The sequence below is a fragment of the Roseateles saccharophilus genome, from assembly GCF_031458095.1.
GTDB lineage: Bacteria > Pseudomonadota > Gammaproteobacteria > Burkholderiales > Burkholderiaceae_C > Pelomonas > Pelomonas saccharophila_A.
In genome coordinates, this window is the sequence record NZ_JAVDXU010000004.1 from 94,182 (window position 1) to 118,346 (window position 24,165).

Annotated in this window: 21 protein-coding genes and 1 riboswitch; of the genes, 7 read left to right on the plus strand and 14 right to left on the minus strand. The window is 69.3% G+C overall.

The genetic code is table 11. From position 1 onward, the window contains the following. Positions 1-426: 426 nt before the first annotated feature. The 7 genes from J2X20_RS23140 to J2X20_RS23170 all read right to left on the minus strand — a co-directional run bounded on the left by J2X20_RS23140 (position 427) and on the right by J2X20_RS23170 (position 8,019). Entirely contained in the window at positions 427-936 is a 510-nt protein-coding gene (locus tag J2X20_RS23140) for a PEP-CTERM sorting domain-containing protein (RefSeq protein WP_310270198.1), read from the minus strand. A gap of 127 nt (positions 937-1,063) precedes the next feature. Next, positions 1,064-2,620, minus strand: coding sequence for a PfkB family carbohydrate kinase (locus J2X20_RS23145; protein WP_310270201.1), 1,557 nt, complete (start codon positions 2,618-2,620; stop codon positions 1,064-1,066). After that, entirely contained in the window at positions 2,617-3,405 is a 789-nt protein-coding gene (locus J2X20_RS23150; RefSeq protein WP_310270204.1) for a thiazole synthase, read from the minus strand. Before J2X20_RS23150 ends, J2X20_RS23145 begins: the two co-directional genes overlap by 4 nt. Positions 3,406-3,407: 2 nt before the next feature. After that, on the minus strand, positions 3,408-3,611 hold the full coding sequence (thiS, locus tag J2X20_RS23155) for a sulfur carrier protein ThiS (RefSeq protein ID WP_310270207.1): 204 nt from the start codon (positions 3,609-3,611) through the stop codon (positions 3,408-3,410). Continuing rightward, positions 3,604-4,605 (minus strand): FAD-dependent oxidoreductase, encoded by a 1,002-nt coding sequence (locus tag J2X20_RS23160; RefSeq protein WP_310270210.1) that lies wholly within the window; start codon positions 4,603-4,605, stop codon positions 3,604-3,606. Before J2X20_RS23160 ends, thiS begins: the two co-directional genes overlap by 8 nt. After that, positions 4,605-6,488 carry a phosphomethylpyrimidine synthase ThiC gene (thiC, locus tag J2X20_RS23165; protein ID WP_310270213.1) on the minus strand — a complete coding sequence of 628 codons (1,884 nt, stop codon included), beginning with the start codon at positions 6,486-6,488 and terminating at the stop codon, positions 4,605-4,607. The genes J2X20_RS23160 and thiC overlap by 1 nt, the downstream gene beginning before the upstream one ends. An 82-nt stretch (positions 6,489-6,570) precedes the next feature. Beyond that, positions 6,571-6,691, minus strand: a riboswitch (TPP riboswitch). Positions 6,692-6,702: 11 nt separating this feature from the next. Beyond that, positions 6,703-8,019, minus strand: a complete 1,317-nt coding sequence (locus J2X20_RS23170; RefSeq protein ID WP_310270217.1) for an MFS transporter — start codon at positions 8,017-8,019, stop codon at positions 6,703-6,705. A gap of 72 nt (positions 8,020-8,091) precedes the next feature. Between J2X20_RS23170 and J2X20_RS23175 the strand changes: the two genes are divergently transcribed. After that, a complete protein-coding gene (locus J2X20_RS23175) occupies positions 8,092-8,982 on the plus strand; it encodes a LysR family transcriptional regulator (protein WP_310270219.1) in 891 nt (296 codons plus the stop codon). A 121-nt stretch (positions 8,983-9,103) separates the two neighbouring features. On the opposite strand, the gene J2X20_RS23180 is transcribed toward J2X20_RS23175, so the two are convergent. Together J2X20_RS23180 and J2X20_RS23185 are read right to left on the minus strand one after the other, a co-directional pair. After that, the gene (locus J2X20_RS23180) at positions 9,104-12,349 is read right to left on the minus strand and encodes an efflux RND transporter permease subunit (RefSeq protein ID WP_310270222.1); all 3,246 of its coding nucleotides are present in this window, start codon (positions 12,347-12,349) and stop codon (positions 9,104-9,106) included. Between the two features lie 10 nt (positions 12,350-12,359). Further along, positions 12,360-13,526, minus strand: a complete 1,167-nt coding sequence (locus tag J2X20_RS23185; RefSeq protein WP_310270225.1) for an efflux RND transporter periplasmic adaptor subunit — start codon at positions 13,524-13,526, stop codon at positions 12,360-12,362. A 254-nt stretch (positions 13,527-13,780) separates the two neighbouring features. Here J2X20_RS23185 and J2X20_RS23190 point away from each other — a divergent pair, with 254 nt between their 5' ends. Beyond that, positions 13,781-14,455: a substrate-binding periplasmic protein gene (locus J2X20_RS23190; RefSeq protein ID WP_310270229.1), complete on the plus strand. Its 675-nt coding sequence runs from the start codon at positions 13,781-13,783 to the stop codon at positions 14,453-14,455. Positions 14,456-14,476: 21 nt separating this feature from the next. Here the strand turns inward: J2X20_RS23190 and aroC are convergent, their stop codons facing one another. Together aroC and J2X20_RS23200 are read right to left on the minus strand one after the other, a co-directional pair. Next, the gene (gene aroC / locus J2X20_RS23195; RefSeq protein ID WP_310270232.1) at positions 14,477-15,580 is read right to left on the minus strand and encodes a chorismate synthase; all 1,104 of its coding nucleotides are present in this window, start codon (positions 15,578-15,580) and stop codon (positions 14,477-14,479) included. Between the two features lie 73 nt (positions 15,581-15,653). After that, positions 15,654-16,121 carry a CBS domain-containing protein gene (locus J2X20_RS23200; protein ID WP_310270235.1) on the minus strand — a complete coding sequence of 156 codons (468 nt, stop codon included), beginning with the start codon at positions 16,119-16,121 and terminating at the stop codon, positions 15,654-15,656. Between the two features lie 72 nt (positions 16,122-16,193). Between J2X20_RS23200 and J2X20_RS23205 the strand changes: the two genes are divergently transcribed. Together J2X20_RS23205 and J2X20_RS23210 are read left to right on the plus strand one after the other, a co-directional pair. After that, the gene (locus J2X20_RS23205) at positions 16,194-17,486 is read left to right on the plus strand and encodes an O-acetylhomoserine aminocarboxypropyltransferase (protein WP_310270238.1); all 1,293 of its coding nucleotides are present in this window, start codon (positions 16,194-16,196) and stop codon (positions 17,484-17,486) included. After that, positions 17,483-18,280: an alpha/beta fold hydrolase gene (locus J2X20_RS23210; protein WP_310270241.1), complete on the plus strand. Its 798-nt coding sequence runs from the start codon at positions 17,483-17,485 to the stop codon at positions 18,278-18,280. The genes J2X20_RS23205 and J2X20_RS23210 overlap by 4 nt, the downstream gene beginning before the upstream one ends. On the opposite strand, the gene J2X20_RS23215 is transcribed toward J2X20_RS23210, so the two are convergent. Next, positions 18,265-19,722: a flavin-containing monooxygenase gene (locus J2X20_RS23215; protein ID WP_310270243.1), complete on the minus strand. Its 1,458-nt coding sequence runs from the start codon at positions 19,720-19,722 to the stop codon at positions 18,265-18,267. The two genes, J2X20_RS23210 and J2X20_RS23215, sit on opposite strands and share 16 nt — an antisense overlap. 64 nt (positions 19,723-19,786) lie before the next feature. Between J2X20_RS23215 and J2X20_RS23220 the strand changes: the two genes are divergently transcribed. After that, complete coding sequence (locus J2X20_RS23220; protein WP_310270245.1) at positions 19,787-20,095, plus strand: Mpo1-like protein; 309 nt, start codon at positions 19,787-19,789, stop codon at positions 20,093-20,095. Here J2X20_RS23220 and J2X20_RS23225 read toward each other — a convergent pair. Both J2X20_RS23225 and J2X20_RS23230 read right to left on the minus strand, forming a co-directional pair. After that, positions 20,092-20,904, minus strand: a complete 813-nt coding sequence (locus J2X20_RS23225; RefSeq protein WP_310270249.1) for a MipA/OmpV family protein — start codon at positions 20,902-20,904, stop codon at positions 20,092-20,094. The genes J2X20_RS23220 and J2X20_RS23225 overlap by 4 nt on opposite strands. A gap of 89 nt (positions 20,905-20,993) precedes the next feature. After that, entirely contained in the window at positions 20,994-21,488 is a 495-nt protein-coding gene (locus J2X20_RS23230; RefSeq protein WP_310270251.1) for a helix-turn-helix transcriptional regulator, read from the minus strand. A 409-nt stretch (positions 21,489-21,897) separates the two neighbouring features. On the opposite strand from J2X20_RS23230, the gene J2X20_RS23235 reads away from it, so the two are divergent. Together J2X20_RS23235 and J2X20_RS23240 are read left to right on the plus strand one after the other, a co-directional pair. Beyond that, on the plus strand, positions 21,898-23,085 hold the full coding sequence (locus J2X20_RS23235) for a hypothetical protein (RefSeq protein ID WP_310270254.1): 1,188 nt from the start codon (positions 21,898-21,900) through the stop codon (positions 23,083-23,085). A gap of 21 nt (positions 23,086-23,106) precedes the next feature. Continuing rightward, positions 23,107-24,156: a hypothetical protein gene (locus J2X20_RS23240; RefSeq protein ID WP_310270258.1), complete on the plus strand. Its 1,050-nt coding sequence runs from the start codon at positions 23,107-23,109 to the stop codon at positions 24,154-24,156. Positions 24,157-24,165: the final 9 nt, after the last annotated feature.

Sequence of the window (24,165 nt, forward strand, 5' to 3'; positions counted from 1 at the left end):
TCAAATCGGCCATTTACCAAGCGCTGCCAAGTGAAAGTTGCAGGGCTTCTGTTGCTGCTGGATACCCCGATCGAAAACAGGGTTGTAAACGCCATTCATGACACGCCACACCTGGAAGGTGTGCTAGCTGCCAATAGGCAGCCGGGACAGCATAGCTGCTGAGTATCCTGCAGGCACACAAGCTGCGCGCAAACCAATGCGCCCAAAAATGGGAGGTCATATCTAACGCCCCGCCCGAAATAAATTCTTACCAATGCGAACGAGCGCTGTTGAAGCCAGTCACGGCGGAGGCGCGATTCTTGTTGGTATTTGTGAAACGTCAATGGGTACCGGTCGACATCGGCCGTGAAGCGGCTCGCAGAAAACATCAGGGCCCGCTTTGGGGCCCTGGATGCGAGTGAGGCGCGCCGCTGAGGCCGCTGAGGCTCAAGCCGTGCGGCGGCGCAGTGCTCCCAGGCCCAGCAGAGCCAGACCGGTCAGCGCCAGGCTGGCGGGCTCGGGCAGGCGGTTGGGGTCACGCACGACGAAGGTCAGCGGGCCGCTGGCGAAGTTGCAGCCGTAGTTCTGGAGGTTGGAGTTCAGGCACTGGTTCTGGGTGAAAAGGATGTCGGTGCCTGCCTGTTCGGCCTTGAAATCAAGGATGAAAAGTGTCGGGTCCAGGCTCCAATCCACACCCTGGGCGAATGTGCCGAGGGCAATATTGGTCAACTTCAGGAAAGGCGTCGGCTCGTAGACATCGCCCGTGCCCGTGCCACCGGCGTCGTGTTCGCCCGGGGTGTCGCCGTCGATGACCACCTCGATCTGGAAGGTCTGGCCGATCAGCAGATGGCTCAGATCCACATTGCCGACGGTACGCATGACAAGGACGGGGTCGGCTTGGGCGGTCAGGGCCGAGGCCGCGAGGGCGGCGCCGGCAAGGAAGCTGCGGAAATTCATCTTGTTCTCCAGGCGATTCAACAGCTTGAAGCAAGCTTCAGGCCAACAAGCGTTTCTCCTATGAAACCCTACGTGCTTGTAACAGCCGCTGTAAAGCTCACCGACACGGAAACGGGGGGCGGCACCTTCACCAGGGATTGACGGGCAGGGTGGCGCTGGGCCATGACGGAGCAGCAATAGGCGCGGCATCGCGACCCTCGGCCCAGGCCTGCTGCCAGGCCTGCGGCCCGTGGGCGGTGCCTCGCGCCAGTCCACGCACCACGCAGCCAGCACGGGCACCGCAGGCCGCAATCTCGGCCAGCTGCGACGGCTCCGACACGCCGCCTATGCCGACCACCGGTGCCGGCGCCATGGCCACCCACCAGGCCAGGTTGCCCAGGCCCTGGGGCCACCACGGCATGGCCTTGGTCAGCGTCGGCCAGATGGGGCCGCAGGCGATGTAGTCGGGTGACCAGGCCTTGGCGCGCGCCAGCTCCCACAGGCTGTGCGAGCTCAGGCCCAGGCGCAGCCCCCGCTCGCGGGCCTCGGCAAGCTCGCGCCTTTCCGACGCGGACAAGGCCAGCAAATCCTCCTGGCCGAGATGAATGAAGTCCACGCCGACGGCCAGGGCCTCGCGCCAATGGTCGTTGAGGATGAGGGTTCCCCGCGGACGCCGTGCCGCAGCGACGTGAGCATGCAATCGCGTTTGCCAGCCGGCTTCATCTTCCGCCACGCGTCGCTTGACGCGCAGTTGGACCGTTTGCAGTCCCGCATCGAAGAGCTGGCCTGCATGAGGGCCGCTGTCGGTGATGCCGTAGACGCCGTCGACCGACGTGGGCCCGCGGCACGGCAAGGGCCAGGCCCGTGGCGGCGCGTCGCCGTCAAACAGGGCCGGCAACAGGCCGGCGTCGCGGATGAAGCCGGGCTGGGGCAGGACCGGGCCCGCGCCGCCGCCCGATGCCTGGGCATCGGCACGCAGGCCCGAGGTCGTCAGCATCTTGGCGATGACGGCCGCGTCGGCCGCGACAAAGCCACGCGCCAGGGCAGCAGCCAGGCCGGTCGCAAACGTGCAGCCGGTGCCGTGGTTGTTGTGTGCATCGCGCCGCGGCAGGGCCAGCCAGGCGGTCACATGCTCGCAGGCCAGCCAGTCGAGGGCCAGTGGTCCGGCTTCATCGCCGCCGGTGATGCAGACAGCGCCCGCATCCAGGGCCAGCAGCGCCCGCGCCTGGGCAGCCACGCCGGCCTCGCCCACCAGCCGCGAGGCCTCGCGTCGATTGGGTGTGACGACGCTGGCGCGCGGCAGCAGCTCCTCGCGGTAGGCGTTCAACAGGGCATCGTCGGCAAGGCTCGCGCCCGTCGAGGCCCGCAGCACCGGATCGACGACAAGAGCCACGGGCGCGCGTTCGCGCAGCCGGTCCACCCATTGCGTGACGACGCGCAATTGCTCGACGCCGCCCAGCAGGCCGGTCTTGATGGCGGCGGGCGGCAGGTCGCTGGCGAGGGCCGCGAGCTGGGCGTCGAGCTGCTCGGGCGGCACGGGAAAGACAGCCTCGACGGCGACGCTGTTCTGGGCCGTCAGCGCGGCGGCGACCGGGCAGAGGTGGACGCCCGCCGCATCGGCCGCGCGCTGGTCGGCCGACAGGCCCGCACCGCCGCCGCTGTCCAGGCCGGCGATGCTCCAGATGATGGGAGGCTTGTGGCTCATGGGATCAGGAAGGGTCGGCCGCCCACCGGTGTGCTTGCGACGGCCATGTCCTGCCTGGCCATGACGCCGGCCTCGAAGCCCAGGCGCCCGGCCGTGATGGCCTGGCCAAACGCCGCGGCCATGCGGATGGGGTCACCAGCCTGGGCGACGGCGGAGTTCAGCAGCACGCCGTCATAGCCCAGCTCCATGGCCTGGGCCGCATGCGAGGGCGCGCCGATGCCAGCGTCGACGATCAGCGGCACGCCCGGCAGGCGCTCGCGCAGCGTGCGCAGCGCGAAGGGGTTGAGCAGGCCCTGGCCCGAGCCTATGGGCGCCCCCCAGGGCATCAGCAACTCGCAGCCCGCATCGAGCAGGCGACGGCAGGTGATGAGGTCGTCGGTGCAGTAGGGGAAGACCTGGAAGCCGTCCTTGACGAGTTGCTCCGCCGCGCTGACCAGCTCCCAGGGGTCGGGCTGCAGGGTGTACTCGTCGCCGACAACCTCAAGCTTGATCCAGGGCGTGTCGTAGAGCTCACGGGCCATCTGCGCAAGCGTGATGGCCTCCTGCGCCGTGCGGCAGCCGGCGGTGTTGGGCAGCAGATGGCCGCCGGTTTCCTTCAGCGTCTCGCGGATGGCGGCGACAAAACCGTTGTCGCCGGCCGCGGCCAGCGTGCGCTTGAGCCCGACGGTCAGCACCCGGGCACCGCTGGCGCGCACGGCCTGGCGCAGCACTTCGGGCGAGGGATAGCCGGCCGTGCCAAGCAGGAAGCGGCTCGTCAGTTCGCGGCCGTAGAGGGTCCAGGGCATGCTCAGCCTCCGGTGATGGGTTGGATCAGGGTCAGCGCGTCGCCGGGCTGGATCAGCGTGGCCTCGCGGCGCAGGCGCGGCACGAAGACGCCGTTGACGGCGGTGGCGACCGCGTCGTCTGCCCTGCCCTGCTCGGCCAGCAGGGCGGCCACGCTCAGGCCCTCGCGCCACGCCTGGATTTGGCCGTTGACGGTGAACTCAGACATGTTGAAGTGCCTTCTCGGTGAGGGCCGGCGCCAGCAGCCAGCCGTGGCGGAACAAGCCGTTGATGCGCAGAAGGCCCGGCTCGTGCTCGAGGCGCGGCTGGTGGTCGGGCAGCGCCGGCCGCAGATGGGTTTCCATGTGGACGATGCGCGCCTCGGCCAGGGCCGGCAGCACGCTGTGGGCGGCGGCCATCAGCTCGACAGCGCTGCGCAGGCTGACGGGCGAGCGGTCCTCGCTCTCGATCTCCGACGCGCCAAGGACGATGACGTCGCCCGGCCGCGGCACGAGGTAGACGCGATGGCGCGGGTGCATCAGCCGCACCGGGCGGTTCAGCACGACGCCGGGCGCATGCAGCCAAAGGATCTCGCCGCGCACACCGCGCAGGCCGGGCATGTCGGGCTTGGCGCCGACGCCGCGGGTGTCGATGACGAGGTCGGTGTCCAGGCGGCGGCCGTCGTCCAATTCGACACGATGCGGCTGGAGAGCCACGGCGCGACGGCCCCAGCGCCAGTCCACGCCCGGCGACCGTTCGACCATGGCGACCAGCAGCTCGCGCGGCAGCAACTGTCCTTCTCCCGGCAGCCACCAGGCCTTGAGGTCGGGCGCGAGCGCGGGCTCCAGCATCAGCAGCGCGGCACGGTTCAGCGGCTCGGGCTCGCCCTGCAGGCGCGCGAGCACCCTGAGCGCTGCGCCCAGATCGCAGCCATGCGCCAGCAGCAGGCTGCCCTCGGTCCTCACCAGCTCAGGCCGGCCGAGCGTTGCGGCGATCTGCGGCCACAGCTGCAGCGACCGCCAGCCCAGCTCGACGACCTCGGGCTCGGCATGCTCGCGCTCGGCCAGCGGACTCAGCATCCCGGCGGCCGCGAAGCCCGCAGCGCCGGGACTGTCCGGCCCCTCGGCGGGATCGACGACGCTGACACGATGGCCGGCACGCGCCAGCTGCCAGGCCAGCAGCCGGCCCATGACACCGGCGCCCGCAATGGCGATGCTCGTCATCAGGCTTGCGGCTTGATGGGGATGTAGAGCTCGCCGCCGGCGGCCTTGAACTCGGCCGACTTCTGCGCCATGCCGTCCGCAACCACGTCGGCCGCCTCCAAGCCCTTGGCCGCGGCGTACTCGCGCACGTCCTGGGTGATCTTCATCGAGCAGAACTTCGGGCCGCACATGGAGCAGAAATGCGCCTCCTTGGACGAATCCTTGGGCAGGGTCTCGTCGTGATAGTCCCGTGCCGTGTCGGGGTCCAGGCCGAGTGCGAACTGGTCGTTCCAGCGGAACTCGAAGCGCGCCTTGCTCATGGCGTCGTCGCGCGCGCGGGCACCGGGGTGGCCCTTGGCGATGTCGGCCGCATGCGCGGCGATCTTGTAGGCAATGAGCCCCTGCTTGACGTCGTCGCGATCGGGCAGACCGAGGTGTTCCTTGGGCGTCACATAGCAGAGCATGGCCGTGCCCATCCAGCCGATCATGGCCGCGCCAATGGCGCTGGCGATGTGGTCATAGCCCGGTGCGATGTCGATGGTCAGCGGACCCAGCGTGTAGAACGGCGCCTCGTGGCAGTGCTTCAACTGCTCGGCCATATTGGCCTGGATGAGGTGCATGGGCACATGGCCCGGGCCTTCGATCATGGTCTGCACATCGTGCTTCCAGGCCACCTTCGTCAGCTCGCCCAGCGTGCGCAGTTCGGCGAACTGGGCCTCGTCGTTGGCATCGGCGCCGCTGCCGGGGCGCAGGCCGTCGCCCAGCGAGAAGGTCACGTCATAGGCCTTCATGATTTCGCAGATCTCTTCGAAGTGCGTGTACAGGAAGTTCTCGCGGTGGTGGGTGATGCACCACTTGGCCAGGATGGAGCCGCCGCGCGACACGATGCCCGTGCGGCGCTTGGTGGTCATGGGGATGAAGGGCAGGCGCAGGCCGGCGTGGATGGTGAAGTAGTCGATGCCCTGCTCGGCCTGCTCGATCAGCGTGTCGCGGAAGATGGCCCAGGTCAGGTCCTCGGCCACGCCGCCGACCTTCTCCAGCGCCTGGTAGATGGGCACGGTGCCGATGGGCACGGGCGAGTTGCGCACGATCCAGTCGCGCGTGGTGTGGATGTTGCGGCCGGTGGAGAGGTCCATGACCGTGTCCGCGCCCCAGCGGATGGACCAGACCAGCTTCTCCACCTCTTCCTCGATGCTGGACGTGACGGCCGAGTTGCCGATGTTGGCGTTGACCTTGACGAGGAAGTTGCGGCCGATGATGGTCGGCTCCAGCTCGGCGTGGTTGATGTTGGCCGGGATGACGGCACGGCCGCGGGCCACTTCCTGGCGCACGAACTCGGGGGTGATGACCTCGGGAATGGCCGCCCCCAGCGCGTCGCCACGCAGGCGCTGCTCGCGCTCGGCGTCGGACAGATAGGCCTGCATCCATTCGCGCTTGCCGTTCTCGCGCAGGGCGACGAACTCCATCTCCGGCGTGACGATGCCGCGGCGGGCGTAGTGCAGCTGGCTGACGTTGGCGCCCGACTGCGCGCGGCGCGGCTGGCGCTGCAGAGCGGCGGCCTCGGCGCGCAGCTGGGCGATGCGCTCGTTGTCCTCCTTGCCGCCGTCGTCCAGGGCCACGCGCGTGCGGCCCATGTAGGCCTCGGTGTCGGCGCGGTCGGTGACCCAGCTGGAACGGATAGGCGGCAGGCCGCGGCGCACATCGATGCTGGCCTGGGGGTCGGTATAGGGGCCCGAGGTGTCGTGCACGACGACGCGCTCGCCGTTGGTCAGCGCGATCTCGCGCATGGGCACGGCCACGTCGGGCCGGTTGCCGCTGACGTAGACCTTGGACGAGGCCGGGAAGGGTTCGCGCGTCAGCGACAGGCGCTCATCGAGCGAGAGGTTGTTTTCGGGGGCATTCACGGCGGCGGACTCCTGGAGCGGTGGTTGGGTTGCTCCGTGGCCGCCTGTGGATGCAGGGCGGGGGTGGTCCCTCGCCTGCATGCTGCATGGCATGCGCTCTCCTTACGCCGGTACTAGCCGGTTCAAGTTCACGGGTTCGGTCTTCAATGACCGTCTCAGCGTCTGCTTGCTGTTCAGCAAGCGGAGCACCCCGGAGCGGGCGCGATTGTGCGGGTCAATGCGCGCGCTTGGCAAGCCCGATGGCGAAAGCCAGCAAAACCGTCGCGACGGCGAAGCTCAGATGCAGGCCACCGACGGCAAACATGGCAGCCATCGCCGATGCGCCCGTGATGAGGCCGAGGTTGCGCGACAGCGTCAGCAGGCCTGAGATCACGCCGCGCTGTTCGGTGGTCACATCGGCCATGACGGCGGTGTTGTTGGCTGCCTGGAAGAGCGCATAGCCGGGTGTGACGATGACGAGGGGGCCGACATAGGCGATAGCCCCCAGCGTCGCGGGCAGCAGCGCGATCAGGGCGCAGCCTGCCGCCATGATCGCAAGGCCCCAGCGCGTGACGCGCCGCGTGCCGAAATAGTCCACCAGGCGACCGGCCGGCACGCCGCTGAGCGCCGACACGATGGGGCCGATGGACATCAGCGCGCCCACTGCCGCAGCCCCCAGGCCGAGCACGCCACTGAGGTGGAAGGGCCCGACGACCAGGGTCGCCATCATGACGGCCGACACCACGGCATTCATCGCCAGCGCGCGGCTCAGCATCGGGTCGCGCAGGCGCTCCACCCGGATCAGCGGCGAGGCGGCACGGGCCTCGGTGCGCACGAAGAGCAGCAGGCCGATGGCGGCGATGGCCAGCAGGCCGGGATGGCGCGTCATCGCCAGCGCATAGGCCGCCAGGCTCATCGCCAGCCACAGCGTGCCGGGCAGATCGAAGCCCGCGGCCCTGCCCTGCCCTCGGTCGGCCGGCAGGTATCGCCAGGTCAGCGCGAGGGCCAGCAGACCCGTCGGCAGGTTGACGGCAAAGACGGCCTGCCAGCCCAAGGTGCCCATCAGCAGGCCACCCAGCGACGGGCCCAGCGCCGTGCCGACGGCCGACATCGTGCCCAGCAGGCCCATGGCGCTGCCGGTGCGGGCCTTGGGCAAGGCCGCACCGACCATAGCCATCGTCAGGGCCAGCAGGGCTGCCGCACCCACGCCCTGGAATGCGCGGGCGGCGATCAGCCAGGGCAGAGTCGGCGCCAGCGCGCCCAGCGTGGATGCTGCGGTGAACAGCGCGATGCCGACCAGCAGCAGGCGGCGCTTGCCGACCAGATCGCCGAGCCGGCCGGCGCCGACGATGAGGGTCGTCGTCGCGAGCAGATAGGCCAGCACGACCCACTGGGCTTCGGCCATGCCGGCGCCGAAAGCGGTGGCCAAGGTCGGCAGCGCGATGCTGGCACTGCTGATGGCCAGCGAGGGCAGCAAGGTGCACAGGGCCAGGCTGGCGAGCACGCCGGTGACGGGCGTGGCGGCGGTGGGCGTGAAGGTCGTGGTGGTCATGCCGCAACCTTAGGCATTGGCTGGGCATGGCGGAAGACGCATCATCTGCACTTCATCCATGCATGAGACGCCATGTCTGATCCTGACCTGAACCTGCTGCTGACGCTGGATGCCCTGTTGGCCGAGGGCAGCGTAGCCGGCGCGGCACGCCGGCTGCGGCTGAGCCCGTCGGCCATGAGCCGGTCGCTGGCCCGGCTGCGCGACGCGACCGGCGACCCGCTGCTGGTGCGCGCCGGCCGCGGCCTGGTGCCCTCGCCTCGCGCGCTCGAGTTGCGCGACCGTGTCGGGCCGCTGGTGCAGGAGGCACAGGCGACGCTGAGGCCAGCAGCAGCGCTGAAGCTGGAGCAACTGGAGCGCGAGTTCACGCTGCGCACGCGCGAGGGATTCGTCGAGAACTTCGGGGCGGCGCTGCTCGCGCGCGTGAGCTCGGAGGCGCCCGGTGTGCGGCTGCGCTTCGTGCCCAAGCCGGATCGCGACAGCACGCCGCTGCGCGACGGCAGCGTCGACCTGGAAACCGGCATCGTCAGCGCGTCCAGCGGGCCGGAGCTGCGCACCCAGGCACTGTTTCGTGACCGCTTCGTCGGCGTCTTGCGCGAGGGGCATGCGCTGGCTCGCCGCAAGCCGACAGCCCAGCGCTACGCGGCCGGCCGCCATGTGGCCATCTCGCGCCGCGGCACTTCGCCCGGGCCTGTCGACGAGGCTCTCGCGGCCGTCGGCCTGAGCCGCGACATCGCTGTCACGGTGGCCGGCTTTGCCGAGGCACTGGCCTTGGCACGTGGCACCGATTTGATTGCCACCGTGCCGGAGCGGCACACGGGCCATCTGCGCGATGGCCTTGTGAGCTTCGAACTGCCGCTGGCTCTGGAGCCTTTCACCGTTTCGCTGCTGTGGCATCCGCGCATGGATGGCGATGCGGCGCATCGATGGCTGCGAGGGTGCGTGCGTGAGACTTGCGCCGCCTAGCGTCGGCGGCCCGATGAGGGGCACGTCGGAAGGAGCTCAAGCGGCGCTTCCAAATGAAAAAAAGCCGACCACCGAAGTGGCCGGCCCAGGGGGCGCTGGAGCGCGCTCGAGGGAGAACAGATTACTCTTTGTCTGCCGGCATCGCGCCGGGCATGCCGTGCTGCGGCAGCGAGCTGCCACCGTCGTGCACCGCGGCGGCCTTGGCCGCCGGCTTCTTCTCGCGGGTCAGGTAGCTGTAGAGAACCGGCACGACGACCAGGGTCAGCAGCGTCGAGGTGATGACGCCGCCGATGATGGCGCGGCCCATGGGCGCCTGGATCTCGCCGCCGTCGTTCAGCGCGATGGCCATGGGCAGCATGCCGAAGATCATGGCGGCCGTCGTCATGATGATGGGGCGCATGCGGATCAGGCCGGCCTGCAAGAGCGCCTCGGCGATGGTCGCTCCGGCCTTGCGGGCATGGTTGGCGAAGTCCACCAGCAGGATGGCGTTCTTGGTCACCAGGCCCATCAGCATGACAAGGCCGATCATCGAGAAGACGTTCAGCGTCGAGCGCCACAGCAGCAGGGCCAGCATGACGCCAATCAGCGCGAGGGGCAGCGAGGCCATGATGGCGATGGGCTGCAGGAAGCTGCCGAACTGGCTGGCCAGCACGATGTAGATGAAGATGCCGGCCAGGGCCATGGCGGCCAGCAGACCGTTGAAGGCCTCGGCCTGCTGCTTGCCGGCGCCGTCCACCTTGAAGCTGATGCCCGGGGGCAGCTGGGTGCTCTTGATCAGCTTCTGCACATCGGCATTCACGTCGCCACCCGGGCGGCCCTGCACGCCGGCGAAGACTGCCTCGCGGCGCTGCAGGTTCTCGCGGCGGATGACCTCGGGGTTGAACACCGGCTCGATGGTGGCCACCTGGTCCAGCGTGATGGGCGCGCCGTCCTTGGAGAAGGCCACCGGCAGCTTGCTCATCTGCTCGATGCGCTCGCGCTGGTCGCGCGGCAGGCGCAGCAGCACCTCGACCTGGTTGCCGTCGGGCGTCGTCCAGTAGGTCGCCACGTCGCCGTTGACGTAGGCGCGCAAGGACGAGGCGATCTGCGGTGCAGTCAGGCCCAGCTCGCGGATGGCCGAGTCCTTCAGGCGCACGGCGAAGGCCGGCAGGCCGGGCTTGACCGTGGTGTCCACATCGACGGCGCCGGGGATCTTCTTCAGGCTCTCGGCGAAGTCCTTGGCGACTTGCGTCAGCACTTCGGGGTCGGTGCCGAGGATGGTCACCCAGATCGGGCGGTTGAAGCCCACGCTGACCTCGATGCCGGGGATCTTGGCGATGTCGGCACGGATGGCGTCCTCGATCTCCTTTTGCGTGCGCTTGCGCTCGCTGCGGTCGGTCAGGGAGATGTTCAGCGCCGCCTGGTTGCGGCCCGTGGCCAGGCCTTCACCGGTGCTGCCGACCACCGTCGAGACGGTCTTGATCTCGGGGTAGTTCTTGAGGATTTCCTCGATCTGGGCGACCTTGGCGCTGCCACGCTCGACGCTGGAGGCCACCGGCATGCGCAGGTTGACCTGGGTGAAGCCGTTGTCGGTCTCGGGCACGAACTCGCTGCCCACCATGGGCGCCAGCATCAGCGCAGCGACGAAGCTCGCCACCGCACCCCACATCACCAGACCACGCGGCGTCAGCGTCGCGAAGCGGAACACGCGCTTGGCGGCCTTGTCGCGCTTGCCGTTGGCATCGAACGGGTGGCCGTAGGCGGGGATGGGCGGCACGAAGACGCGGTAGCGGCGGCCGGAGAAGGCCCACTTGATCAGGCGCTCATAGGCTGTGTGCAGATGGTCCATGCTCCAGTCGGTGGCGCGGATGGCATGGCCGATGACGGGCCAGTGCTTGATGCGCGTGTTGACGGGGTCATGCCAGACCGAGGACAGCATGGGGTCGAGCGTGAAGCTGACGAAGAGGCTGACCATCACGGCCACCGCGACCGTGATGCCGAAGGGGTAGAAGAACTTGCCGATGATGCCGCCCATGAAGGCGACGGGCACGAACACCGCGCAGATGGCAAAGGTGGTGGCCATCACCGCCAGGCCGATCTCGTTGGTGCCGTCGCCGGCCGCGGTGTGATGGTCCTTGCCCATAGCCACGTGGCGCACGATGTTCTCGCGCACGACGATGGCATCGTCGATCAGCAGGCCGATGCACAGGGAGAGCGCCATCATCGTCATGAAGTTCAGCGTGAAGCCGAAAGCATGCACGGCGATGAAGCTGGAGATGACGGCGATGGGCAGGGTCAGGCCGGTGATGATGGTGGAGCGCCAGCTGTGCAGGAACAGGAAGACGATGGCCACGGTCAGCAGTGCGCCTTCGATCAGCGTGTGCTTGAGACCGGTCAGCGAGCCCTTGACGAAGTCGGAGTTGGCGTAGATCAGGCGCAGCTCGACGTCCTTGGGCAGCACCTTGCGCAGCTCCTCCATCGCGTCCTTGATGGCGTCGCCGGTGGCGACGATGTTGGCGTCCTGCTGCTTGAAGATGTTGAAGCTGACGGCCGGCTGGCCATTGATGCGGGCGATGCTGTCGATCTCGCGCTCGCGCTCGACCAGGGTGCCCAGGTCGTTCAGCGTCAGTGCCAGGTTGCCGCGGCGGGCGACGATCATCTGGCCGAACTGCTTGGGGTCCTTGACGCGGCCTTCGACACGCAGGATGGCGTCCGACGTCTGGTCGGACAGCAGCCCCACCGGCTGGTCGGCATTGGCGTCGGCCAAGGCCTTGGAGATCTCGGCTGGCGTCACGCCATAGGCACGCAAGCGCATGGGGTCGAGGTCGACACGCACTTCGCGGGTCACCATGCCGCCCACGTCCACCTTGGCCACGCCTTCGACGCGGCCCAGGCGCTTGGAGACGATGAGGTCGGCCATCATGGACAGCTCGCGCGCACCACGGGTCTCGCTCAGCAGCGCCATGACGACGACGGGCTGGGCGTTGTCGGCCTGAAAGCGCGACACCGTCGGCGGCTTGACGTCCCGCGGGAAGGCGGCCTGCGCCGCGGCGACGCGGTCGCGCAGGTCCTGCATGGCGCGGCTCATGTCGGTGTTCAGCGTGAACTCGACGCTGGCCTGCACGCGGCCTTCGAAGCTGCGCGACTGGATGCGGTCGACGCCGGCAATGCTGTTGATGGCCTCTTCCAGCGGCTTGGCGACTTCACGCTCGACGGCCTCGGGCGAGGCGCCGGGGTAGCGGATGTCGATCCAGGCGCCGGGCAGCGAGATGTCGGGCATCTGCTCGACGCCCAGCTTGGAATAGGAGAACAGGCCCAGCACGCACAGGGCCACCATCACCATGGTCGCAAAGACCGGGTTCTGGATGGAAACGCGGGTCATCCACATGGTCTGGCCCTCACTGTTGGACGGTGGCCGCGGAGGCGGACGAGCTGGCCACCTTGGCCTTGGCGGCCACGATGGTGGCCTTGTCGCCCTCACGCAGGTTGTCAAAGCGCGCGGCCAGCACCTGGGCCTCGGGCTTGAGGCCGTTCAGGATCTCGACGCGGCCGTCGCGGGCGTCGCTGCGGCCGGTCGTCACGATGCGGCGCACCAGGGCCCCGCTCTCGATCATCCAGACCTGCTCCTGGCCGGAATTGCGGCTGATGGCTGCGATGGGCACAGTCAGGCGCTGGGTATCGTCCGGCAGCACCACCTTGGCGACGGCGTACTGGCCGGCGCGGTAGAGCTCCTTGGGGTTGTTCAGCACCAGGGTCACGCCGATGGAGCGGGTGCCCGGCTCGGCACTGGGCGCGATGCGGTCGATCTTGGCTTCGACCGGCTCGTCCACGCCCTCGACCTTGACCTGCACCGTCATGCCAGGCTTCAGGCGGCCGACTTCATGGGTGCCGACCAGGCCGGCCAGCTCCAGCTTGGAGAGGTCGACGATGGTCAGGATCTGCTGCTCGGCGGCCACCTTCTCACCAGGCACCACATGGCGCTTGGAGACGACGCCGTTGATGGGCGCCACCAGGGCGGCCTGGCGCATCGTCACCTGGCTGGTGTCCAGCTGGGCCTTGGCTGCGTTCCAGTTGGCGCGGGCCGACTCATAGGCGGCACGGGAGTTGTCCAGGGCCGTCTGGGCGATGAAATTCTTGGCCGCCAGGCCTTCGTTGGCCTTGTAACTGCGCTCGGCCTGCTCCATCTGGGCCCGCATGGCCTCGACGCTGGCGCCGCGCTCGGCGATGCGATAGCGCAGCTCTTCCAGGTCGACCTGGCCGAGAGCCTGGCCGGCCTTCACGCGACTGCCTTCGCCAACCGCGAGGTTGAGCAGGGTGCCGTTGGACTTGGCACGCACCATGGCCGTGCCCGGCGCGACCAGCGGGCCACTGAATTCGATCTGGGCCGGCATGGCGGCCAGCGTCGGCTTGACGACTTCGCTGGGCACGAACTCCAGCACGGTCTTGGCCTTGTCGTCACCCGGCTTCTTCGGGCCATCACCCTTGCTCGCCATGACGGCCACGCCGGCTCCGCCAACCACCAGCACCACAGCGGCAATGCCGCCCAATTTCCAAGACTTACGCATGGCTCCCCCAAAACGCTCTCTGATACAGACCTTTGCAGTCTAGAAATGAGCGCGCCGGGGCGCAGCGGGCTTGTGACGAAACGCGGTTTGCGGGGGCTGAGCTGCACCGGCTGGCGATCAGGCCGGCGCGCAGGCCGACGAACTGCATATCATGAGAGCGACGGCAACCAGCCACCACGCCCGTGTCACCGCCCTCAACTCTCCGCGTCTGTGTCGCCGCCGTCTGTGCCGGGCTGGTCCTTCAGGCGAGCGCGATGCCGACGCTCGAGCTGTACACCACGCCCTACCCACCTTTCAGTTACGCCGCGGCGGACGGCCGCATCGTCGGCATGTCGGCTGACGTCGTCGCCGAGATGGCCCGCCGCGCCGGCGTGACCGTGGCCATGCATTTCGACCTGCCCTGGGCACGCGCCCTGGCCGTTGCCCAGGAACAGCGCGACACCTGCGCCTTCTCCGTGGCGCGCCAGCCCGAGCGCGAAGCGCTTTACCAGTGGGTGGGCCCGATCGCGATCAACAAATGGGCTTTTTTCGGCCGGCCCGACTTCCACGGACGCGTCGACACGCTGGAGGACGCCAAGTCCTTCCGCGTGGGCGGCCTGCGCGGTGACGCCAAGGCCCGCTACCTGGCCGACCGGGGCGTCAATGTCGAGTTGGTGCCGGACGATAGGATGAATGCCACCAAGCTCGCCGCCGACCGCATCGACCTGTGGGTGTCCAGCCTCTACACGGCGCGCGACGCCGCCGCCGGTGCCGGCTTGAAGGACTTGAAGCTGGTGCTGGTCTTCAACGAGGCGCCCAGCTATCTGGCCTGCAGCCTCAGCACGCCGGCCGAAACCATCGCGCGCCTCGCTGCCGCGCTGGAGGCGCTGCGCAAGGAAGGCTTTGTGAAGAAGGCACACGAGCTGCACGGCAGCCGGTTCGGCTGGTAGGCGGCCCGGCGGTTGCAGGGCTTACTCGGGCCTGGCCGACGCTATGGGCGCCACCGGCAGCACGACATCCCCGCACTGCGCCCTATGACGGAGGGCATGGTCCATCAGCACCAGGGCCAGCATGGCCTCGGCGATGGGGGTGGCACGGATGCCGACGCAGGGATCGTGGCGGCCGAAGGTTTCCACCACCGACGGGTTGCCGGCGCGGTCGATGCTGGCCTTGGGGCTGCGGATGGAGCTGGTGGGCTTGATGGCGATGCTGGCGACGATGTCCTGGCCGGTCGAGATGCCTCCCAGCATGCCGCCGGAGTTGTTACTGGCAAAGCCCAGTGGGCTCAGCTCGTCGCCATGCTCGGTACCCTTCTGGGCGACCACCGCAAAACCGGCGCCGATCTCCACGCCCTTGACGGCATTGATGCCCATCATGGCGTAGGCGATGTCGGCGTCCAGCTTGTCGAACAGCGGTTCGCCCAGGCCGACCGGCACGCCGGTGGCCTCGACGCGGATGCGCGCGCCGACCGAGTCGCCGGCCTTGCGCAGGGCGTCCATGTACTCCTCCAGCGCCGCTATCTTGCTGGCGTTGGCGGCGAAGAAGGGGTTCTGGCCGACGTGTTCCCAGCCTTCGAAGGGGATCTCGATCTCGCCGAGCTGGGTCATGCAGCCGCGGAATTCGGTGCCGTAGGCCTCGCGCAGCCATTTGCGGGCGACGGCGCCGGCGCCGACCATGGGCGCCGTGAGGCGCGCCGACGCACGGCCGCCGCCGCGCGGGTCGCGCACGCCATATTTGCGCCAGTAGGTGTAGTCGGCGTGGCCGGGGCGGAAGGTGTCGAGGATGTTGCCGTAGTCCCTGCTGCGCTGGTCGGTGTTCTCGATCAGCAGGCAGATGGGCGTGCCGGTCGTGACGCCCTCGTAGACGCCGGACAGGATCTTGACCGCGTCGGGCTCGTTGCGCTGGGTCACGTGCCGGCTGGTACCGGGGCGGCGGCGGTCCAGCTCGGGCTGGATGTCGGCCTCGCTGAGGACCATGCCCGGCGGGCAGCCGTCGATGACGCAGCCGATGGCCGGGCCATGGCTTTCGCCGAAGTTGGTGACGCGGAAGAGTTCGCCGAAGGTGCTGCCTGCCATGCCGTGATTCTAGGAGGGGCCATAAGCAAAAGCGGCCTCGCAAGGCCGCCTTGTCGGGATGCGAACCGGCGGGTTAGAGCTTCGGCGCGGCTTCCTCGCTGCCCTCTTCCACCGGCCAGTCGCGGATATAGGCCTTGAGCATGCGGTTCTCGAAGTCCTGGCTGTCCACCACGGCCTTGGCCACGTCGTACAGCGAGATGACACCCATCAGGGTCTTGCCGTTCATGACCGGCATATAGCGCGCATGCCGGCCCAGCATCATGCGGCGCACCTCATCGATCTCGGTCTCGGGCGTGCAGGTCAGCGGCGCATCGTCCATCACCGAGCGCACGATGGTCGTGCCGACGGCACCGTTGTTCTTGACGACCGCCGAGATGACCTCGCGGAAGGTCAGCATGCCCACCAGATCGCCATGCTCCATGACGACCAGCGAGCCAATGTCGCGCTCGGCCATCACGGCCAGGGAGTCCTTCAGCGGCTCGTCCGGCGTAACGGTGAACAGGGTGCCGCCTTTGACACGCAGGATATCGACGACTTTCATAGGGGCCTCCATGGGAAAACTGCCAGTCAACATAGCACACAATCCCCGCGCATCCACACCATAGAAAACACCATGCCAGGCTTCGACACCCTAGCTTTGCATGCCGGCGCCACGCCCGACCCGGGCACCGGCGCGCGCGCGACGCCGCTGCACCTCAGCGCCTCCTTCGTCTTCGAGAACAGCGAGCACGCCGCCTCCCTGTTCAATATGGAGCGCTCGGGCCATGTCTACAGCCGGCTGTCCAACCCGACGACGGCCGTCTTCGAGGAGCGCATGGCCGCGCTTGACGGCGGCATCGGCGCGATCGCCACGGCCAGCGGACAGGCGGCCCTGCACCTGGCCATCTGCACGCTGATGGGCGCGGGCAGCCACATCGTCGCCAGCACGGCCCTGTATGGCGGCAGCCACAACCTGTTGCACTACACGCTGAAGCGTTTCGGCATCGAGACGACCTTCGTCAATCCGCGCGACCTCGACGCCTGGCGTGCCGCTATCCGGTCCGAAACACGGTTGCTGTTCGGCGAGTCCCTCGGCAACCCTGGTCTGGACGTGCTGGACATTCCGGCCGTCAGCGCCATCGCGCATGAGGCCGGCTTGCCCCTGCTGGTGGACGCCACCTTCGCCACGCCCTATCTGCAACGTCCGGCCGAGCTGGGGGCCGACCTGGTCTACCACTCGGCCACCAAATTCCTCTGCGGGCACGGCACGGTCATCGGCGGTGTGCTGGTGGATGCCGGCAGCTTCGACTGGCAGGCCGCGCATGATCAACACGGCAAATTCGACACGCTGTGCGAACCGTACGAAGGCTTCCACGCCATGGTGTTCAGTGAGGAGAGCACGGTCGGCGCCTTCCTGCTGCGCGCCCGCCGCGAGGGCCTGCGCGACTTCGGCGCCTGCATGAGCCCGCACACGGCGTGGCTGATGCTGCAGGGGCTGGAGACGCTGCCGCTGCGCATGGCGCGCCACGTCGCCAATGCACAGGCGGTGGCCGAGTTCCTGCAGGCCCACGGTCTCGTCGACAAGGTGGCCTATCCCGGCCTCGCCTCCCACCCCGACCATGCGCTGGCGAAAAAGCTGATGCCGCGCGGTGCCGGCGCGGTGTTCTCCTTCGACCTGAAGGGCACGCGGGAACAGGGCCGCGCCTTCATCGAAGCGCTCAAGCTCTTCTCGCATCTGGCCAACGTCGGCGACGCCAAGTCCCTGGTCATCCACCCCGCCAGCACCACGCACTTCCGCATGGACGATGTGGCACTGCAGCAGGCCGGCATCGGCCCCGGCACCATCCGCCTGTCCATCGGCCTGGAGGATCCGGCCGACCTCATCGACGACCTGAAGCGGGCGCTCAAAGTGGCGAGCAAGGCATGAAGCTGCTCGTTGATGGCCAAGAGGCCTATGCCTACACCGGCGGCAAGCCCTTCGACCCCGCCCTGCCCTGCGTCGTCTTCATCCACGGCGCGCTCAACGACCACAGCGTCTGGACCCTGCTGGCGCGCTGGTGTGCCCACCACGGCTACGGCGTGCTGGCCGTCGACCTGCCGGGCCATGGCCGCAGCGCGGGCGCGCCCTTGAAGAGCGTCGAGGACATCGCCGCCTGGCTGCACCGCCTGCTGGACGCGGCCGGGGTGCAAAAGGCCGCCCTGGTCGGCCACAGCATGGGCTCGCTGATCGCACTCGAAGCGGCCGAGCGGGCGTCGACCCTCGTCATGGTCGGCACGGCCTATCCGATGATGGTCTCCGAAGCCTTGCTGACGACGGCGCGCGACCGGCCCGAGGCCGCCATGGCCATGGTCACGGCCTTTTCACATTCGCTGGCCAGCGCCAAGCCCAGCTACCCCGGCCCCGGCGCCTGGCTGCGCGGTGGGTCGATGGCGCTGATGCGGCGGCTGCAGTCGCGCCAGACCGCGGTCAACCTGTTCGAGAACGACTTCCAGGTCTGCGACCGCTATGCCGGCGGCGAGGCCGCCGCGGCGCGCGTGAGCTGCCCCGTGCACTTCATCCTCGGCACCCTGGACCAGATGACCTCGCCCAAGCAGAACGCCGTCCTCGGCGGCCTGCTGAAGCCACGCATGCATCGTCTGTCCGCCGGCCACGCGCTGATGGCCGAGGCGCCCGACGCCATGCTGGCAGCGTTGAAGACTGCGCTTCAGCCCAACTCGTAGGCCGCCGCATCGGGCCGGCGCACCGCGCGTGCATAGTCGCGCGCAAAGCCGGGCCAGATGGCGACGATGCGTCCGCCCTCGGTGCGGTACCAGGAGTTGCAGTGGGCCCAGACCGAGGTCGACAGCCGCTGCTGCAGGCCGGCGTCCTGGGCCTCGGCCGCGGCCGGCTTCACCGCGATCCAGCGCCCGCCCTCGCGCTTCAGGCGCTGCATGCAGGCGATGGCATGCTCGACCTGGGGCTCCAGCGACAGCAGGGCCGAGGTGTGGCCCGTGAGCGTGTTCGGCCCCAGCATCAGGAAGAAATTGGGAAAGTCCGGCACGCTGACGCCCAGATAGGCCCGCGGCCCGCCGGCCCAGGCCTGGCTCAGCAGCCGCCCGCCGCGGCCGCGCACGGGCAGGCCCGACAGCGGATGGGTGGTGTCATAGCCGGTCGCGCAGACCAGGGTATCGAGCGCATGTTCGCGGCCGTCGACCGTCAGCACGCCGGCCGCGCTGGCGCGTTCGATGCCGGCCGTGACCAATTCGGACTGCGGCAGTTGCAGGGCCGCGTAGTAGTCGTTGGAGTAGATGATGCGCTTGCAGCCCAGCGGATAGCGGGGCGTCAGGGCCTCGCGCAGGACCGGGTCGGCAACCTGGCGGCGCAGCCGATGAGCGACCGCGACGGCCGCACGGCGCGCCAGCGTGCCCTCGTCAAAGCCATGCCGGCCCAGGTCCAGGGCCGCGCACAGCGTCTTGTGCGCCAGTGCGGCATAGCCGGGCAGGCGCATCAGCCAGCGGTCCGGGCGTCCATAGCGCCGGTCCAGCCGCGGCAGCACCCAGTTCGGCGTGCGCTGGAACACCTTCAACTGGACCGCGGCGGGCGCCAGGGCCGGCACCAGCTGGGCCGCCGTCGAGCCAGTGCCGATGACGCCGATGCGCTGGCCGGCCAGGTCGGCGTCGCCCGGCCAGCGCCCGGTATGCAGCAGGCGGCCCTGGAAATCGGCCAGCCCTGGGATGTCGGGCCAGCGCGCGATGCTGAGCTGGCCCGTGCTGCAGACAAAGAAGCGCGCACTGATGCGGCTGCCATCGTCCAGGTTCAGCTGCCAGCGCCCCGAGGCTTCGTCAAAGCTCGCCTCGGCCACGGCACAGCCCAGGCGGATGCGCGGCAACAGGCCATGGGTCTCGGCCAGGCGCTGCTGGTAGCGCTGGATCTCGGGGGCATCGGCAAAGCGATGCGTCCAGTGCGGGTTGGGCGCGAAGCTGAAGCTGTAGACCGGCGCCGGCACATCGACTTGGGCGCCGGGGTAGCGGTTGTCCCACCAGGTGCCGCCAATGCCGGCGGACTTTTCCAGGACCACGAAATCCGCGATGCCCGCGCGCTGCAGCTGGATGGCCATGCACAGGCCGGACATGCCCGCGCCCAGGATGGCAACTTCGAACTCGGTCTCGGGAATTGCGCTCATCGGATCATTGTTGCGAGGGCAACCCCGCTTGCCGCTCGGGCGCAACCCGCGCTTGAATTGCCCCATGAGCACCGAACGCTTCTCCCGCTTCGCCGACTTCTATCCCTTCTATCTGAGCGAACACAGCAACACCGTCTGCCGGCGCCTGCATTTCGTCGGCTCGACCTTGGTGCTGGTCTGTCTCTGGCAGCTCTTCAGCACGGGCGCCCTGGTCTGGCTGCTGTATGGCCTGCTGTGCGGCTATGGCTTCGCCTGGATCGGGCATTTCTTCTTCGAGAAGAACCGGCCCGCCACCTTCAAATACCCCCTGTACAGCTTCATCGGCGACTGGGTCATGTATGCCGACATCTGGCGCGGCCGCGTGAAGCTCTAGTTGCGCCAGGCCAAGCCTATCGCTGCGCTGTGGCCGCCGGGCTTCTCGACCAGCGGGCTGTCCGCCGCCGGGCCGAGCAGGCGGTTGGCGCCGGCGCCGCCAAACACGAACCAGTGCTTGGACAGGGCATGCTTGAAGTTGATGCCGAAGTGGGCGTCGCGCAGGCCGGCACCCGGCTCGTAGGCCGGCTTGCCGCTGGCAGCGCTCGCTGAGGCCGGCACGCCAAAGTAGCTGCGCATGTTCTGCGCGTTAGCGGCCGAGACGCCGACGCCCGTCGTCCACTCCGTCGTATCACTGCGATAGAAGCGCCAGCCCAGGTCCAGGCTGGCGGTCAGCCCGCCCTTGTGGCCCAGCACATCCTGCGACGCCGAAGCGCCGAGGTTCCAGTCCTGGGTCAGGCTGTAGTTGACATAGAGCTTGGCGCGCAGCGTGCGCCTCACGTCGGGCAGGCCGCGCGTTGTGCTGGCATCGTCGCTGTCACGGCCGCCATCCATGCTGGCCGACACGCCCAGGCGCCAGCGGTCGGTCTCGATCAGCTGGGTGCTCGCGCCGGCGCCCGCGCCATCGCGGCCGAAGCCCAGCAGGGCGCTGCCGCCCGCTGTCGTGATGCGGATGCGCCCGATCTTGGCGGCCCAGACCGGCTTGAGCTTGGTTTCGCGCTGCCGGGCCCCTTCGTACTCCGGGCCGTTGGCGACCGACAGTCCCAGCAGATAGCGCGTCGGCTGGCTTTCAGACGAATCCTCCTCGGCGCGGGCCGCCGTGGCGCCAAGGCACAGGGCGATGAAGATCGTCGTCGGCACGGTTTTCATGGGACCAGACTAACAGCCGCAAGCCGGCAGCGCCTGTCGGCCAAGCCTCGGTCCGCGTGTCAGAACACACGAGGTGGGCGGCGGCGCTCTCAGTCGGCGGCATCCGCCGTTTCACCCCTGGACGAACGCGACAGCGACTGCGCATAGGCATAGACCATGGCACCGCGTGAACGCACGCCGAGCTTGCAGTAGATGGTCTTGAGGTAGGAGCGCACCGTGAACTCGCTGATGTGCAGCCTGGCGCTCACCTGCTTGGTCAGCAGGCCGGAGCAGATCAATTGCACGATCTGCAGCTCGCGGTTGGTCAGCAGGGTATGCAGCTCCTGGGTCGGGACTGAAGGGCCAGATGACTCGTTGTCCGGCACCAGGGCATAGCGGTGGCCGGCCCACTCGAAATGCGCGATCTCGCCGGGCAGATAGCGCTGGCACAGCCGCGAGCTGCCGGGCCGGGCGCTGTGGTCGGGCAGGCGGTCGTCGACGCAGACGATGTGCAGGCTGCGACCGTCCAACTCGACGCTGGCCTGCAGCGCGCCCGCATCGGCGCATGACGCGTCGTCGTCGGCACCGTCGCGACGGATGTTCATGCCCCGTCCCGGGGCGGCGGATGTCGCCGCGTTTGCATGCTGCTGGCCATGACGCATCTCCTGCAACTGACGTGGTCCTTCTTTGGATCGCCCAGGGCGCCGGATGTTTGCTCAGTCCGCCGCTCTTGGCACCTGGGAAGCTGGGGGGCTGCCGACGTGAATAAGTGCTGGATGTCGATGCACGGCGGTGGCGCCCCAGGCGCTGCGCATCATGCTTCGGGGCGGGCGCGAAGCGAGCCCCCCTCATCGATGCCCTCAAACGGGGGCCCTCCGATGGGTTGATGCGTCAGGACTGGTGCGTCCTCGCGAGCCCCGATGCGGTCGGCACAAAACACGTTTTGTCGGCGCGCTGGCCGCTGCCTAGAGTGACTTCACGGTAGCGATGCCGCCCTGGCTTGGAGGCCACGACATGGACCAGAACCCCTTTGACAACGAGCTGATGGACGAGGCTGACGCCCTCGACGGTGCCGACGCGAGCGACGGTGCGGACGAGGGTTTTGACGAAGCCGACGGCAGCGACGGCATGGACCTGATGGAAAGCTTCGACGGTGAAGCTGGCGACCTCGGCGACGGTGCCGACGACTTCGAAGGCGACGCGCTGGATGGCGCGGACTTCGCCGACGAACAGGTCGACGGCGGCGATGCCATGGCCCTCTGGGATGCCTTCGAGGACGAAGTCGCCGACGGCCTGGATGCCGCCGACGAGGACGAATTCCTCGGCCGCATCCTCGGCGGCCTGGGCCGCGCCGGCGGCGTGCTCAGGCGTGGCCTGGGCGGCGCCGCCGGAGTGGCCGGCCGCGTGCGCGGTATCGCCCGCCAGGCCCAGCGCGTGGCCGGCGGCGTCGGCCGCGTCGCCCGCCAGGTCTCGCCGGCAGCCATGGCCGCCTCGCGCCTGGCCCAGATGCTGGGCGCCCCCGGCATCGCCAGCGGCCTGCGCAGCGTCGCCGGTGGCGCGCAGCGCGTGCAGGGCTGGGCCGGCACCGCCGGGCGCCTGGCCGGCGGCGTCGCCAACACGGCCGGCGGCGCCCAAGGCGTGCTGGGCCAGCTCAGCCAGCTGATTGGCGGCGGCGGCGACGAGATGGACGATTTCGACGCCCTGGCCGATGCCTTCGAGGACGGCGTCGACGAGGCCCTGCCGGCCGTCGTGGCCCTGGCCGCCCGCGCCGCCGCCCGCACCCTGGGCATGCGCAATATGGGCCATCTGGCCCAGGCCGGACGGCGCGCCATCGTGCGCGGCACGGCCTCGGCGGCGCGCGAGCTGGTGCGCCAGCGCGGCCGCAGCGCCATCCGTGCCCTGCCCCGGCTGGCGCAATCGGCGGCCCGCGTGGCCACCCGCACGGCGCCCACGCCCCAGCGCGCCGCCCAGCAAGTGCGCCGCGGCCTGCCCGCCACGGCGCGGCGCGTGGCCCAGCAGCCGCAGACCATGCGCCGCCTGGCCCAGCCCGGCGCGGGCAGCTCGGGCGCCGGTCCCGGCGCCGCCCCTCTGGCACGCGACACCCGGGTCGGCCGCGGCCAGCGCACACGTCGCATCAGCGGCCCCCGCACCTTCCATATCGACGGCCCCGTCAAGCTGACGGTCACGCCGCGCCAACCCTGAATCCACTGCAAGGAGATCACCATGGACCGATTCGAAGCCGACGTGATGGACGACCTGATGTCCGACGCCGCAGAAGGCCCGGCACGCGCCAGCAATGCCTATGACGAGTTCGACGAAGGCGATGAGTTCGACGAGTTCGACGGTGCCGACGAGGGCGATGACGAGTTCATCGGCCGCCTGCTCGGCGGCATCGGCCGCGTCGCCGGTGGCCTGCTGGGCGGCGGTGGCGGCGAGGGCTTTGACGAAGCCGACGAATACGACGAGTTCGACGAAGGCGATGAGTACGACGAATTCGATGAAGGCGATGGCGGCGACGACGCCTTCGAAGCCGCCGTCGCCGATGCGATGGACGCCGGCGACGGCGACGAGTTCTTCCGCCGCCTGGGCCGCATCGCCCGCGGCGTGGGCCGCGGCATCGGCCGTGCCGCCCGCGTCGTCGGGCCCATCGCCAGCATGATCCCCATCCCTCAGGCCCAGATGATCGGCCGCCTGGCCAATGTAGCCGGGCGCCTGCTGGCCGATGGCGCCGACGAGTTCGAGGCCTTCGACGAGCTGGTGGACGGCCTGGACGAGGACGGCATCGACGCTGCCGCCCCGGTGCTGGCCGGCATGCTCATCCGCCGCGCCCTGCCCGGCGTGGCCCGCGCCGCGGCGCCAGTGCGGCGTGCCGCCGTGCGCGCCGTCAGCCAGGCCGTGCGCGGCGCCGTGCGCCGCCAGGGTCCGCAGGCCGCCCGTGCCGTGGCGCGCGCCGTCACGGCCACGCGCCGCATCGTGCAGCGCCGCCGCCTGCCGCCCCGCCAGGCGGTGCGTGCGGTGCAGCGCGTCACGCGCCAGGTGGCCGCCCGCCCGCAGACCGTGCAGCGCCTGTCGCGCCCGCTGGTGGCGCCGGCCCGCCGCGCCACGCCGCGCGGCCAGGCCGCCCAGGTGGTGGCGCGCCAGGTGGCACCCATTGCTCGGCAGGTGGTGGCGACGACGGGCCGTGTCGCCCGCATCGGCTGCCCGCACTGCGCGCGCGGCGGTCGCCGCGTGATTGCGCGCGGCCCGGTCGTCATCAATCTGCGCTGCCGCTGAGCGCAGGCG